The 14,775-nt window shown below is 37.9% G+C and carries 13 protein-coding genes; 2 read left to right on the top strand and 11 right to left on the bottom strand.

Translation table 11 applies throughout. From position 1 onward, the window contains the following. Positions 1 to 7: 7 nt before the first annotated feature. Positions 8 to 826 (top strand): MBL fold metallo-hydrolase, encoded by an 819-nt coding sequence (locus tag KO513_RS03110; RefSeq protein WP_215912253.1) that lies wholly within the window; start codon positions 8 to 10, stop codon positions 824 to 826. A 72-nt stretch (positions 827 to 898) separates the two neighbouring features. Here the strand turns inward: KO513_RS03110 and ettA are convergent, their stop codons facing one another. Genes ettA through KO513_RS03095 form a run of 3 tightly spaced genes read right to left on the bottom strand, consistent with a single transcriptional unit; the run spans position 899 to position 3,876 of the window. Next, positions 899 to 2,590, bottom strand: coding sequence for an energy-dependent translational throttle protein EttA (gene ettA / locus KO513_RS03105; protein WP_215912252.1), 1,692 nt, complete (start codon positions 2,588 to 2,590; stop codon positions 899 to 901). A 45-nt stretch (positions 2,591 to 2,635) separates the two neighbouring features. Then, the gene (locus KO513_RS03100) at positions 2,636 to 2,818 is read right to left on the bottom strand and encodes a CAL67264 family membrane protein (protein WP_013995358.1); all 183 of its coding nucleotides are present in this window, start codon (positions 2,816 to 2,818) and stop codon (positions 2,636 to 2,638) included. A 53-nt stretch (positions 2,819 to 2,871) separates the two neighbouring features. Next, positions 2,872 to 3,876 (bottom strand): Gfo/Idh/MocA family protein, encoded by a 1,005-nt coding sequence (locus KO513_RS03095; protein WP_215912251.1) that lies wholly within the window; start codon positions 3,874 to 3,876, stop codon positions 2,872 to 2,874. 73 nt (positions 3,877 to 3,949) lie between these two features. On the opposite strand from KO513_RS03095, the gene KO513_RS03090 reads away from it, so the two are divergent. Then, entirely contained in the window at positions 3,950 to 5,578 is a 1,629-nt protein-coding gene (locus KO513_RS03090; protein WP_215912250.1) for an acyl-CoA carboxylase subunit beta, read from the top strand. A 25-nt stretch (positions 5,579 to 5,603) separates the two neighbouring features. Here KO513_RS03090 and KO513_RS03085 read toward each other — a convergent pair whose 3' ends face one another. The 8 genes from KO513_RS03085 to KO513_RS03050 all read right to left on the bottom strand — a co-directional run bounded on the left by KO513_RS03085 (position 5,604) and on the right by KO513_RS03050 (position 14,775). After that, positions 5,604 to 6,704 (bottom strand): AMP-binding protein, encoded by a 1,101-nt coding sequence (locus tag KO513_RS03085; RefSeq protein WP_371735289.1) that lies wholly within the window; start codon positions 6,702 to 6,704, stop codon positions 5,604 to 5,606. Further along, entirely contained in the window at positions 6,682 to 7,644 is a 963-nt protein-coding gene (locus KO513_RS03080; RefSeq protein WP_215912249.1) for a CPBP family intramembrane glutamic endopeptidase, read from the bottom strand. The genes KO513_RS03085 and KO513_RS03080 overlap by 23 nt, the downstream gene beginning before the upstream one ends. Continuing rightward, a complete protein-coding gene (locus tag KO513_RS03075; protein ID WP_215912248.1) occupies positions 7,635 to 8,687 on the bottom strand; it encodes an o-succinylbenzoate synthase in 1,053 nt (350 codons plus the stop codon). Before KO513_RS03075 ends, KO513_RS03080 begins: the two co-directional genes overlap by 10 nt. 151 nt (positions 8,688 to 8,838) lie before the next feature. Beyond that, on the bottom strand, positions 8,839 to 10,809 hold the full coding sequence (locus KO513_RS03070) for a sensor histidine kinase (RefSeq protein ID WP_215912247.1): 1,971 nt from the start codon (positions 10,807 to 10,809) through the stop codon (positions 8,839 to 8,841). A 657-nt stretch (positions 10,810 to 11,466) separates the two neighbouring features. Then, on the bottom strand, positions 11,467 to 12,216 hold the full coding sequence (locus tag KO513_RS03065; RefSeq protein ID WP_215440610.1) for a LytR/AlgR family response regulator transcription factor: 750 nt from the start codon (positions 12,214 to 12,216) through the stop codon (positions 11,467 to 11,469). A 34-nt stretch (positions 12,217 to 12,250) separates the two neighbouring features. Next, positions 12,251 to 13,159 (bottom strand): 1,4-dihydroxy-2-naphthoate octaprenyltransferase, encoded by a 909-nt coding sequence (gene menA / locus KO513_RS03060; protein ID WP_215440611.1) that lies wholly within the window; start codon positions 13,157 to 13,159, stop codon positions 12,251 to 12,253. 2 nt (positions 13,160 to 13,161) lie between these two features. Further along, positions 13,162 to 13,761 carry an SPOR domain-containing protein gene (locus KO513_RS03055; protein ID WP_215440612.1) on the bottom strand — a complete coding sequence of 200 codons (600 nt, stop codon included), beginning with the start codon at positions 13,759 to 13,761 and terminating at the stop codon, positions 13,162 to 13,164. A 183-nt stretch (positions 13,762 to 13,944) separates the two neighbouring features. Beyond that, positions 13,945 to 14,775, bottom strand: coding sequence for a CvfB family protein (locus tag KO513_RS03050; protein WP_215440614.1), 831 nt, complete (start codon positions 14,773 to 14,775; stop codon positions 13,945 to 13,947).

Raw genomic sequence — 14,775 nt, 5'->3', positions numbered from 1 at the left:
CACTGTCATGAAAAAATTATTAATCACACTTATAAGCTTTTCCGCCCTCTGTATGGGATGTAAAGAGAGTAAAAAAGAAACTGTAATTAACAAAGAGAATACGCTGGAGGTCAACACTTCTGCAAAAGCGCCTTCTAATGATAACACTAAAGCTTCAGAGGTAAGAATAATTCCCATTGAACATGCAACCGCGGTTTTAGAATGGAAGAATATCACCATTTACGTGGACCCCGTTGGAGGTTTTGATGCTTTTAAAGGTCAAAAATCACCTGATTTAATATTGATCACAGACATACATGGAGACCACTTTAACCTAGAGACGCTTGAAGCCCTAGGGACGGACAAAGCGAAAATAATAGTACCGCAAGCCGTTGCCGATAAACTTCCTAAAGTTTTCACCCCTCAAATAGACGTTTTAAATAATGGAGAAAGCAAAGAACGTTACGGAATAATGGTTGAAGCTGTACCTATGTACAATTTACGAGAAGAAGCGCTGAAGTTTCATGAAAAAGGTCGTGGCAATGGGTATATCCTAAACTTTGACAATCAACGTGTTTATTTTTCAGGTGATACCGAAGACATTCCAGAAATGAGAAGTTTAAAAAATATAGACAAAGCTTTTATTTGCATGAACCTGCCATACACTATGACTCCTGAAAGTGCCGCTGATGCTGTATTGGAGTTTAAACCAAAAGAGGTCTACCCTTATCATTACAGGGGAAAACCAGATGTTAGTGATGTTTCCAAGTTTAAGGAATTGGTAAACGCCGGTGATAAAAATATTAAAGTAGTTCAACTGGATTGGTATCCTAATGAGGATTACTAGATGTAACGAGAAGAACATAAAAAAAGCTCTTGAAGGATTTCAAGAGCTTTTTTATTGTTAAAATCGAATTTATTATCGAATCAATTTCTTGTATTTTATTCGCTTAGGAATTAAATCTCCGCCTAAACGTTTCTTCTTGTTTTCTTCATAATCCGAGAAAGAACCTTCAAAGAAATACACCTGAGAATCACCTTCAAAAGCCAAAATATGCGTACAGATACGATCTAAGAACCAACGGTCGTGAGAAATAACAACAGCACAACCCGCAAAGTTTTCAAGACCTTCTTCCAATGCGCGTAAAGTATTTACATCTAAGTCGTTAGTGGGCTCATCTAAAAGCAATACATTACCTTCTTCTTTTAAGGTTATTGCCAAGTGCAAACGGTTACGTTCACCACCGGAAAGCATGTTTACTTTCTTATTCTGCTCACTTCCCGAAAAGTTGAACCTGCTTAAATACGCCCGAGAATTTACTTGTCTACCACCCATCATAATAAGCTCTTGCTCATCACTAAAGTTTTGCCAAATAGTTTTCTCCGGGTCTATATTGGAATGACTTTGGTCTACATAGGAAATTTTTGCGGTCTCCCCTACTTCAAAATCACCTTTGTCCGGCTGCTCCTCGCCCATGATCATTCTAAAAATAGTGGTCTTACCAGCTCCGTTCGGGCCAATTACACCAACAATACCTGCCTGTGGAAGTTTAAAGTTCAAATCTTCGTAAAGCAATTTATCATCATATGCCTTACTTACTCCTTTCGCCTCCAATACATTTGTTCCTAAACGCGGTCCGTTTGGAATATAAATTTCAAGTTTCTCGTCAAGCTGTTTTTGATCTTGACTCATTAACTTATCGTAATTCTTTAAACGCGCTTTCTGTTTGGTCTGACGCCCTTTAGCACCTTGACGCACCCAGTCTAGCTCGCGCTCCAATGTCTTTTGTCTTTTGGAGGCCGTTTTACTTTCATCCGCCAATCGTTTGGATTTTTGGTCCAACCAGCTAGAGTAGTTTCCTTTCCAAGGAATACCTTCTCCGCGGTCAAGCTCTAAAATCCATCCTGCAACGTTATCCAAGAAATATCTATCGTGCGTTACGGCAATAACGGTTCCTTTATATTGGGCCAAGTGATGTTCCAACCAGTGTACAGATTCGGCATCAAGGTGGTTGGTAGGTTCATCCAATAATAATATTTCAGGTTCCTGAAGCAGTAAACGGCAAAGTGCCACTCGTCTTCGCTCACCCCCTGAAAGCACCCCTATCTTTTTATCCGGGTCCGGAGTACGGAGCGCATCCATAGCTATTTCTAGTTTTGTATCCAGTTCCCAAGCATTAGACGCATCAATTTTATCTTGAAGCTCAGCTTGCTTATCCATCAACTTCTGCATCTTGTCCGCATCTTCATAAACTTCAGGAAGACCGAACATGTCGTTTATTTTATTGTACTCATCCAGTATAGCAACCGTCTCACTAACACCTTCCTTTACAATCTCAAGAACGGTTTTATTCTCATCCAACTCCGGCTCTTGCTCCAAGTACCCTACTTTATATCCTGGGGAAAAGACAACATCACCTTGAAAATTTTTATCCACACCAGCTATAATTTTAAGCAAGGTAGACTTACCTGATCCGTTAAGACCAAGAATACCAATCTTAGCTCCATAAAAAAAGCTCAGATATATGTTTTTAAGAACGGGCGTATTTGCGCTCTTATATGTTTTGGTGACTCCGGACATGGAGAAAATCACCTTCTTATCATCAGACATAAAATAATATTAAGTAATTTATAAAAAGGATATTACACTGTTTATCTAAACTCTTCCTTTAAGTGCATTGAACACCCAAGCAATAGCAAAAAATCCTATTCCCACGGAGGCAAAGCCCCAACCCGCAACTTCATCGTATCTAAAAGCGCCTAAGGCTATTAGGGCCAGACCCACAAAAATCATTATAAAAGTGGCCCATGCCAGTACGGTATTTTTATTCATTCCCATGGTATATTGGTTTCAATTTTGGTAACTTCAAATATCGTAATTTTTATAGTATTCTAAGGCTCTACACCTTCTTTTTGTTGTTCAAAAGGAAAAATAACTCCCGTTTTCTGTCGTACTTGAAACAAAAGATCTGCTAAATCCTTACTATTTTGATGACTCCACAGTTTACTTTCTAGTTCACCGGATGCCAAACAAGCATGAACTTCTTCAATTTCATAGGTATATCCTTTACCGTGGGTTGGTAGGTCATAGTTAGTCAACTCGCTATCTTTTTCTACCGAATAGCCTTGTGCTTCATGCCATCTTGGGTGCAGAAAAATACTGCCTTCACTCCCCGAAATTTCGGCCTTCATCTCAGATTTGGAATTTAAACCACTATATAAAATAGCTTGCGCCTCCTCGTATTCAAAAATCATTGACGTCTGCATTTCTATTCCCGTTTTAAATAAACGAGAAGATGCTTGAATGTTCTTGGGCATTCCCAAAACTAAATAGGACAGAAAAATAGGATAAATACCTATATCCAATAAAGAACCACCGGCTAAATTTGGATTCAACAACCTATTTTTTGGGTCTCTTCCCAAAGCATAAAATGCAAAGTCTGCATGAATGAACCCTACAGAACCAATTTCACCCTGCTCTACCAATTGTTTTGCTTTTTGAATAGATGGATTAAAACGGCTCCAAAGCGCCTCCATTAAGAAGACTTTGTTCTTTTTTGCGGATGCAATCATCCTTGATACTTCTTGGGGGTTAACGCCCATTGGTTTTTCACAGAGCACATGCTTGCCATTTTCCATGGCCTTAATACTTAAATCTTCATGCAATGTGTGTGGTGTTGCTATATATACAACATCAACTTCAGCAGACTTAAACAAGGCTTCATAACTATCAAAAGTATGGGGCGCCCCATATTCATCTGCAAATTCTTTTGCTTTGTCCATGCTTCTTGAGGCAACACCGGTAAGCCTTCCTCCAGAAACCAAAGCCAAATCTTTAGCAAAACTATGTGCTATGCTTCCCAAGCCTACAATTCCCCAACGTATTTCCTGTGCCATATGATTTTCGATTTTTTCAAATGTAAACAATTTTACTCCTTATCTTTAAGCATTGAAATGTCAAGGCAAAAAAATGGATTTAAAATTTAACAAGAACGAAGATCACAATAAATTACTCCTAAGCGACCTGAAAAGAAGGTTGGCCCAAGTAAAATTGGGTGGTGGAAAAGCACGTATTCAAAAGCAGCACGACCAAGGCAAAATGACGGCTCGTGAACGCATAGACTATCTATTGGACGATAATACGGATAGTCTTGAAATAGGTGCTTTTGTAGGCGACGGCATGTACGAAGAACATGGTGGATGCCCCTCCGGAGGCGTTGTTATTAAAATTGGATACGTATCCGGCAAACAATGTATTGTGGTGGCCAATGATGCCACGGTAAAAGCCGGGGCTTGGTTCCCCATTACGGGAAAGAAAAATCTACGTGCGCAAGAAATTGCTATGGAGAACCGCTTACCCATCATCTATTTAGTGGATAGTGCCGGTGTTTATCTTCCTTTGCAGGACGAGATTTTTCCGGACAAGGAACATTTTGGGCGCATTTTTAGAAACAATGCCGTAATGAGTAGTATGGGTATCACACAAATTGCGGCCGTCATGGGCAGTTGTGTGGCCGGCGGGGCCTATCTACCTATTATGAGCGACGAAGCTTTAATTGTGGATAAGACGGGAAGTATTTTCTTGGCCGGAAGCTACCTTGTTAAAGCGGCCATTGGCGAAAGTATAGATAATGAAAGCCTTGGTGGCGCCACTACGCATTGTGAAGTTAGTGGGGTGACCGATTACAAAGCCAAAGATGATGCGGATGCACTGAATACCATAAAAAATATTATGGACAAAATTGGTGATTTTGATAAGGCAGGCTACAACAGAATAGAGGCCGCAAAACCCAAAGACAACCCTGATGATATTTTTGGCATTCTACCCAATTCCAGAACGGACCAGTACGATATGGGCGAAATTATAAAACGTCTGGTTGATAATTCTGAGTTTGAAGAATATAAAGAAGGCTATGGAAAAACCATACTTACGGGATATGCGCGTATAGATGGTTGGGCCGTAGGTATAGTGGCCAACCAGCGCAAAGTAGTCAAGACCAAAAAAGGTGAAATGCAGTTTGGAGGGGTTATTTACTCGGATTCTGCGGATAAGGCCACCCGGTTTATTGCCAATTGCAACCAAAAGAAAATTCCCCTTGTATTCTTACAGGATGTTACCGGTTTCATGGTGGGCAGCAAAAGCGAACATGGAGGCATCATTAAAGATGGCGCCAAAATGGTGAATGCCGTTAGTAACTCCGTTGTTCCCAAATTCACTATCGTAATCGGCAATAGCTATGGGGCCGGAAACTATGCTATGTGCGGCAAGGCATATGACCCCAGACTCATTGCCGCTTGGCCAAGTGCCGAATTGGCTGTGATGGGCGGAAATTCCGCGGCTAAAGTACTTTTACAAATTGAAAAGGCTTCTCTTAAGAAAAAAGGTGAAACAATCACCGAGAAGAAAGAAGCAGAACTTTTTAATAAAATAAAAAGCAGGTATGATAATCAAGTTTCTCCATATTACGCCGCTTCACGTCTTTGGACCGATGCCGTAATAAACCCTCTAGATACCCGTAAATGGATTTCTATGGGAATTGAAGCCGCAAACCATGCTCCAATTGAAAAGGATTTTAATTTAGGTGTTATTCAGGTATAATCTGGTTTCTAGATTACTACAGAAGTTATAAGGCGACCTTTTTCAAGGTTGCCTTTCTTTTTATTTTCCCGCTAGACGTCTCAACAAAAGCGTCTACCATAAAAATTTCTTTTGGTATTTCATATTTTTTAAGCATACCCAGATTCGCTATTTTTTCTTTAAGTGCGGCTATTTCAGGAATTCCTTCTACGAGCAAAACTAATTTCTGACCAAGGTTTTCATTGGGTACGCCTGCCACAAAAAACCTATTTTCCATAACTGCGGCCAGCTTTGCTTCCACCTGTTCGGGAAATAGTTTTACACCTCCCGAATTAATTACATTATCCAAACGCCCCAACCACTTAAAGGTTTTTTCCGAAGTTAAGTGTACCATATCATTAGTATGTATAGTTTCGTTAGCAACCAATGGCGCATCGATTACCAAACACCCCCTATCATCCCTGGTAACCTTCACGTTCGCTAAGGTTGTAAACACATCCAAATCTATATCCGTTTCAACTAATGCCGCCAATAATGGCTTCACCGCAATATGCGTTATAGTTTCGGTCATGCCGTATGTTTCGTAGACGTTTGTTCTTAGTGATGCTTTAAGAAACTCCTTCTTCAACTTATAAGAAACTGGAGCACCGCCTACAATAAGTTTTTTCACCCTATCCAACTCGTTAAAAGAACCCCCAAACTGCAAGGGAACCATAGCTACAAAATCATACGAAGCCGAAGTTTCCAATAAAGGATTTGACGAAGGAGCAACACAATCTATGGATAGCCCTAAAACCATGGCTCTAACCAACATCATTTTACCCGCTATAAAACTCACCGGAAGACAAAGGAGAGCCGTATCCTCAGGTTTAAGATTGAAGAAATCACCAGTGGCAACAGCCGAATTTACCATGTGCTGCTTTTGCAGAACAATAGGCTTTGGGACTCCTGTAGAACCCGAAGTGTGTACGGTTACGGTAGATTCATTATTCAACCAGTCTATGAGAAAATCGCCAATTTCCTTTTCAAAGGCTTTCCCCTCCTTAACAAAACTATAGGCAATTTCTTTTAGCTCTTCCTTAGAATACGAAACTCCGTTTAGCCTAAACTGTTCATGAAGTTTATTATAGGTCCGTTCGCTCATCATTCAGGGCTAAAAATGTTTCTTTGGAGGGTACGTCTCCAGTTAGACGCTCTTTCCAATCGGACCAATTGTACTTTTTGGCAAAGACAAAAAGTAAAATAGGATAAATAACAAAAACAGGAACCAATACATCCCAACCCAAAACAGGGTCGGAAACGTCACGATATAAGGAATCAACTTGAAAAGCTGTCCAATCCGCTGTTACCAAAAGTGCCGCGGTAAGATTATTAGCGGCGTGAAACCCTAAAGCCAGTTCCAATCCTTCGTCCATCAAGGTTAAAATTCCAAGAAAAAAACCGGTTCCTATATAGAATACCAAAATACCATACCCCATTTTAGCGACCTCTGGATTAAAAATATGCATGATTCCAAAAAGTAGGGAAGTCACCAAAAGGGGCACCCAACGGTTCTTTGCCATAATGCCCAAACCTTGCATCATATATCCCCTCATATAATATTCCTCCATGCTAGTCTGTAAGGGAATCATCAAAACAGAAATAATAGCAAGAATTACAAAGGGAACAAGGTTAAAATTGAACTCATAATCTTCGGGTGAAAGAGCAATATCTACAAATGTAAATGCCGATGAAACTAAAGCCCAGATGGCAAACGCAAAGAACACCCTTTTAAAATCAATTTTCCTTCTAGATGTGGTAAGCTGCGTTATTTTTTGTTTATGTACTATGATTGTATAAGCAAACAGCGCTATGAGTCCAATGACAAAGGTTAACAACATAAAGAACAATAATGTATTGGAGCCCAAAACATTGGCCATAGCCCCCATGTCTCCAGAACCTAAAACCGAAAGATTATCCGCCTCTACTAAAAGCGCAATAATCAATGGGGTTCCACCTATAAATTGCCAAACAAAAAATATGGCAACAAGGCCAAGAATATATCTCCAAGGGTCACTTAAACCTTTATAGGCCTGTGCTATATACATAAATCTTCTATTAAGTTATTCTTCCATTTTTTATTACCGTCATAAAACAACTGTCCGTTTAGGACCGTAAGCGGTGATTCTAAATTATTGGTATACAAACTACCGGTTCCCAAACCTTGTGGCATGGAGCTTTTTAAGGTATAAGTCCATTGCGCTATGGCATTCAGCCCAATATTACTTTCCAAAGCGCTGGTAATCCACCAGCCAATGTCCATTTTCTCAGCAAGTTCAATCCATTCCTGGCATCCTCTGAACCCTCCTACCAAACTAGGCTTAAGAATTATGTACTGAGGTTGTATGGTTTGTAGTAATTCTTCCTTTTTCGTTACATCAAAAACCCCTATTAATTCCTCATCAAGAGCAATAGGCAAAGGTGTAGTTGCACATAATTCCCTCATGGCTTTATATTGACCTTGTTTTATGGGCTGCTCTATGGAATGTAATTCGTATTCACTCAAATCTTTAAGTCTTTGGAACGCTTTATCAGCGGAAAACGCTCCGTTGGCATCTACACGCAATTCAATTTGCGAAGCATCATATTTTTCTCTAATCGACTTTAAAAGAGCTATTTCAGCATCAAAATCTATAGCCCCTATTTTCATTTTAATACACTTGAAGCCTTCTTCTAACTTCTGAGCTATTTGCTTATGCATAAACGTTTCTTCGCCCATCCAGATCAGACCGTTAATCTCAATAGATTGTTGTTTTTCTATAAATGCCGATGGATACAAATGAAATGGATTGGCTGCCCGAAAAGATAAAAATGCCTGCTCCACGCCAAATTGTATGCTAGGAAATTCCATTAACGCCTCCCACAAAGCCTCTTTACCAAGATGAATATTATCACAGGTCCATTTTAGCTTTTCTTCATACCCGCTCACATCATCAATGCTGAGTCCTCTTAGAATACCGCATTCCCCAATTCCTTTTTTACCATTTTCATCAAGGATAAAAAACCAAGTTTCCTTTTGTGTCAATACGCCTCGTGAAGTACCACTAGGACGCTTAAAATCTAAAATATACTTTCTGTAGATTGCTTGCATAACCAAATTCAAATTTAGCTATATTTTACCTTTTAATCCTTGTAAAAAGGCAAGCATAAACAATAAAGCGGTTTGATACAGGTAAGACGTTTTAAACAAGGGAGTTGTGGCACTCCAAGCACTCAAAATAAAAATCTAAGAAAAGTTTTTTCTAGCAGAAATTAAACCAATAACGTACACCGTCCTCGGCAGTTTTATCAATATTCAAAGTAGTTTGAAGCTGGTTTGCCAAACGGTTCATTAGTCTTATTCCCATTGAAGAATTGGCTCGCTCATCTGTGTCTTCGGGAAGCCCTATTCCATTATCCGAATATTCAAAATATCCTTCTTTCTCTCCAATTTTGCGAATATGAATGTAAATTTTTCCATTTTCATCATTCTCGGGAAAAGCGTATTTGAAGGAGTTGGAAACAAGTTCGTTGAGCATTAAACCAAACGGAATAGCACGATCAATATCAAGCTCTACACCTTCGGCATCAACAGTTATATTAATATTGTGACCACCTTTTTTATAAACGGATTGCACACTATTGATAAGACTCTCTATATAACTCTGCATTTCAATAACCGAAAGATCTTCGTTCTGATATAATTTTTGGTGAATCAATGCCATTGCCTTAACCCTACTCTTCCCTTCTTCCAAAGCTTCTATTGCCGCTTTACTTCTGGTATTCTTGGTCTGCAAGCTCAGTAAACTGGAAACCATCTGCAGGTTGTTCTTTACCCTATGGTGAATCTCTTTTAAAAGCGAATCTTTTTCTACCAAAGAGTTTTCTATAATATATTTCTGTTCTGCAATGAGCCGTTGGTTTTTTATACTCTTAAGATACGCATATACCAGTCCCGCAAAGCCTACAAGTGTGAACAATAATGAAATAAGAACCAAATTAATGTTTCTGTCCTTTGCCATCATATCACTACGCGACTTTTCCAAAGCTAATTTTTGCTCTGCCAACATGGTTTGCGACACGGCTAAATCCTGCCCCATAACGGTTGCCAATTGTTGCTTTCTTAATTCGGATTGATTATCCAATATAGAATCTCTTACGCGTATGTTCTTTTTAAGGTAAAGTGCGGCATTTTTGTAATCCTCGGTTTTGTCATAGTACAAGGCCAATAATCTATTCTTGCGCAATAAGTTCTCCGTTGTACTGGTCTCTAGATTGTCACTTAAAAAATCAGTAGCCTTTTCGTAATCTTGAAGCTGTAAATAACATTCGCTTATAGCCAGACTATTTTCGGTTATCTCTGAAGAAAGTTCTTTACTCTTATATTTCTTAAGGGTATTAATGGCACTTTCTAAATGTGGTATAGCTTCTTTATATTGCTTTAGCTCAACATGGCACTTTCCAATATTACCCTCTATAATACCTTTTAAAAGATTAGCTTGTTCAACTTCTTCTTCTGATTTTTTTCTGGTAATAAGGTTCATAAAAACATCTATGTAACCTTTTGCTTTTTTATAATGACTTAAAGCGGTGGGCGCCGATTCATCTAACCTAAGATAATTTCCTAAATTGTTGTAATATTCTGCTTGGGCATAGAAGTCATTCTCTTCAATGGTCTTCTTAACATTATCAATATAATGCTCCATTGCCTTTCTGTACATTCCTAAATTGGCATAGATATCGTAAAACGCAACGTTCTCGTTAATACCAAGTTCTCTCTGTTCTTTACGGATTTCAATCTGTTCGGTATACATGGTCAACTGGCCATAGTTGTCGTCCATTATATCCAGTAGCTTAGATTTTAGATAAATATCTAATTCCTCTTTTTCTCCGTAAAGTTCTTTTGCAATAGCTAAACTCTTATCGTAGTCTCCTAAATCATAATAGATTCTGGCTTGTATAAGTTTAAAGCGTACAATTTCGTCGGCGTCTTCATCCTTAATTGCAGCATTAAGGTATATGGTAACCTCGTCTAACCAATCGTAAGTAGAGGTTTCTTGATAAAGGTCTGGAGTATTAAAGAAAAAGGTTAGTTTTTCGCTTGCATTCTCAATATCCATGAACTGCTGAAAAGGATTCTTATCAGTAGCTTCTTCTTCCTGCGCCGACCCAACAGAACAGATAAAGAATATTGCGCAAACAAGGATGGTATTTTTAAAGTAAATGTTGTTCATATATCTAAAGGGAACAAAATCAAAAAAAGATACTCTGTTCTATTTATACTAGGTTCTTACATTAGCTTATGGCCTCTCGTCTTAACAGACACAAAAACAACATTTTAATCCACTAAAAGACTTTTCTAAGCTAATATATTTAATTGGTTATTTAGTCCATTTACTTATAAAATTATGAAAAAGGACTGTAAGAAAATAATCTATTCCAATAACAATTGAAAATATGTACACTTGACAGATTCAATACAGCTATTCAGAGTTTTTTTCTTAAAGTAAAAATACCATTAACATACAGAGAAGGGGTCATTATTGTTGTGAAACTAGGCGTAGTTGTTGTGAAACCGTGCTCTTTGAACCTTTTTTCAGAGCGCAATTTTATTCAGTATAAAATAGTATGGCTTGCGTTTTCTTACAAATATGCCCCAACTAAAAAGGAACCTAATCTTGGCAGATCAGGCTCCTTTACGAGAACACTATATGAAAATGAAAATTTGTAAATTCTTTTTCTTAAATACACCAGCAAAGTATTGCATTGATTGCGAAAAAGGAAAATAATGTTGTGAAACCGCCAAAAGTTGTGGTGAACGTCATTTTATGAAAACAAAAAAGAGGGAACATTAAAAATGCACCCTCTTTTTATAATTCTAATTTTATTTTCTAAGAATTCATTGCAGATATAATGAACTCTTTAAAATCTTTTGAAATAGGTATCAAGGTATCCTTAATCATGATATCCTTTGAATTGATTGCATCTATATGATCCACATTTACGATATACGACTTGTGGGCCCTGTAAAACTTGTTCTTAGGCAGTTTTTCTAGGTAATCCTTTAAAGGAGAACGCACCAAGAACTTCTTATCTACCGTGTTCACTTCCAAATACACGTTATCTGCTTTGATAAAGCGAATATCGCTAAACTGAATTCTGTAATAAAGATGTTGCTTCTTTACAAAGATTGAATCCTTTAGCACGGTATTGGACATAGGAACGTCTTCTTGGTTCTCCACTACCGCAGCAGATTTATCCGATCTTGTAAAGTTAGAAAGTGCTATTTCTATAGAAGTATATAAATCTTGTTGTTCAAAAGGCTTTACCAAATAACCGTTTGGTTTAACTGTTTTTGCGTTTTCTACCGTAGCCCTATCCGAGTTAGAGGTTACAAAAATGAAAGGGATATCATAGTTTTCGCGAATATGCTTTCCTAAATCGATTCCTGTTTTATCCGAAGCTAAGATTATGTCAATTAAAACAAGATCAACATGTTGTGTTTTTAAAACTTCTTCGGCTTGTTCATAGACAATAACGTTATCTACAATCTCATACCCTATTTCTTCAAGCATAGATTGCATATCATCTGCGATGATAACATTGTCCTCTACGATTAGAATTCTGATTGGTTGTTCCAAAATGGTTATTATTTAGTAGGTTTATATTCTAAATTTACAAAAAAATATTACAACTGATGTAAATCAGTACTGACAAAAAGAAAGTGCTTAACGCCAATTTCTTTAACTCAGGATCTATTTGATCATTTCTATCTGTAGCATGCACTCTTTTTAAATGCAAGAAAATAGGTATAAAGGCAATTAAAGGTAAAAAAAATAGCCCACCTTTTAAATTCAAAACTGAAAATGCCAGTATGCACAAGAAAGCCGTTATCAATAGTGCGTAATGGTAGATTTTACCCTTCTGAAAACCAATGAACACTATAAGTGTATTTTTATTCGCATTCTTGTCCGATTCATAATCCCTTAAATTGTTGAGATTTAAAACCCCCGCACTCAATAGACCAATTGCTATGGCCGGCAATAGAGACATAGCATACAACTGCTTTGTATACAATACCATTGAACCCATAACGGCCAATAATCCAAAGAAAAGAAAAACAAACAAATCTCCCAGCCCCCTGTACCCATAGGCAGAAGCGCCAACGGTATATTTTATTGCTGCCCAAATACTTGCCGCTCCCAAAATCAAAAACAAAATGGGATATAACATATCTTCAAAGCCAAAAGCAAAATACACAAGGGCAACCACCAAAATAACATCTATAATTATGCTGAAAATTATGCCCTCTTTCAGTTCTTGCCTGGAAATACTTCCGCTTTGGAGTGCCCGTTTAGGGCCTATTCTTTCATCATTATCGGTTCCCTTTACACCATCACCATAATCATTGGCAAAATTGGAGGTTACCTGAAAACCTATTGTAGTTAGCAATGCCAGTACAAAGACTACCGTATCTTCAAAACCATATAAGTTAGCTAATGCCGTGCCTACTACTATACCCGAGACGGATAGTGGTAACGTTCTTAACCTAGCAGCACTTATCCAAGGATTAATGTTTCCCAAAATTATTCTGCAGATTCAATTTGAATTCGTTTTCCTTCTTTGTAAGATGCTACAAAGGCGTCTTGAAACCCTAAATCTACCAATTGTTCACGGAATTTCTGCGCTTCTTCCAAAGTTTCAAAATTACCTAGCGAATATGAGTAAAACGGATTGGTCTTAACGAACATGGTATTGGTTAGTGCTTCCGAAGCCAACGTAATATTGTTATCTACAAACGATTTTATCTGTACGGAATATATTTTCTCCTTTTCCAAAAACTCCTTGGCCAAATAGAATTCCCTTACCAAACTTAATTCCTCGTTCTGTTGCTTTAGGTTGTCTATCCTAGATTTAATTGCGTCCAAACTATCTATTGAAACCAATAGGTTACTAGGACTTTCAAAATTATTGGAAACATTTCTTCCTGCCGTGAAAGAAAAAACAATCAACGCCCCAATAAGGAATAAGCCCGTTACACCGGCCAGTAGGTTACGCTGCAACTTCTTTTTTCTTATCTCCTTATTTTTAAACTTGATTTGATCTAGAAGACGTTCATTAATTATCTGCGCCTTGTCTATATCTTTGTGCAACTCTAGTAAGTCGCTTTCTTCTATAAATGGCATATAATTATTTTTTCGAGGTTACACTGTTAAAGTTAACCAAAATACCGAAAGATCGATGAAATGCACTCTCGGAATGTTGCGAAATTACCATATTCTGTGGTATAGCGAATTAATAGCGATGTTAAAAACTTACCGTTCATCGATTAATTCCTAGTAACGCATCCAAAAGAACCTCATTTTCAATTAGACAGCGTGTATACCATCGTCCTTAATTTCTATTTTTCGTTCCCTATATAATGTTCCTACCCCTTTTTTAAAGGTTTTTTTACTCATTTGAAGTTCCCGCTTAATAAGTTCTGGATCGGATTTATCGTGAAGTGCCAAATATCCACCATGAGCCATTAACTTTTTATAGATAGCTTCTGCTGCAGGTTCCAGAAGTTTTTCTCCAATGGGCTGCAATGAAATATCTAGTTTATTGTCCGGTCTAATATTTTTAATGTAGCCCTTGGTCCTATCACCTACGGCCACATGCTTATAGATTTCATTGGAATACACCAGACCTTTATGTTGGTCGTTTATAATAACTTCCCAACCTAAATCCGTTAATCTAGTAAAAAGTAAATCTACCTCTTGCCGTTCACGAACGGTAAGTTTGTCATTACTTAAAAACTTATCAATTTTATTGGACCCCACCAGACGAAAAGAAACTTCGTCCATATAACAGCGTACCACGTACCACTGTCCTTCTTTCATCTTATCCCTTTGCTCACTAAAGGGCACAAGCAAATGTTTTTCTAGGCCCCAATCCATGAAAGCCCCTATCTTGTTTACTTCCGCTACTTGTAGAAATCCAAACTTGTTTCTTATAACACTAGGAGTCAATGTGGTGGCAATAGGTCTTTCTTCATGGTCCAAATAGCAGAACACCTTTATCATATCACCAATATCTATTGTCTTTGGCACATACTTATTTGGCAAGAGTATTTCCGTACCAGTGGTACTCCCTAAAAAGAGGCCCACACTAGTATCCCTAAGTACCTCTAACTCATTATAATTTCCCAGTTCGATCAT

Source organism: Zobellia sp. B3R18 (assembly GCF_018860715.1).
Taxonomy (GTDB): Bacteria; Bacteroidota; Bacteroidia; order Flavobacteriales; family Flavobacteriaceae; genus Zobellia; species Zobellia russellii.
This window is presented reverse-complemented; position numbering and strand designations above follow the sequence as displayed.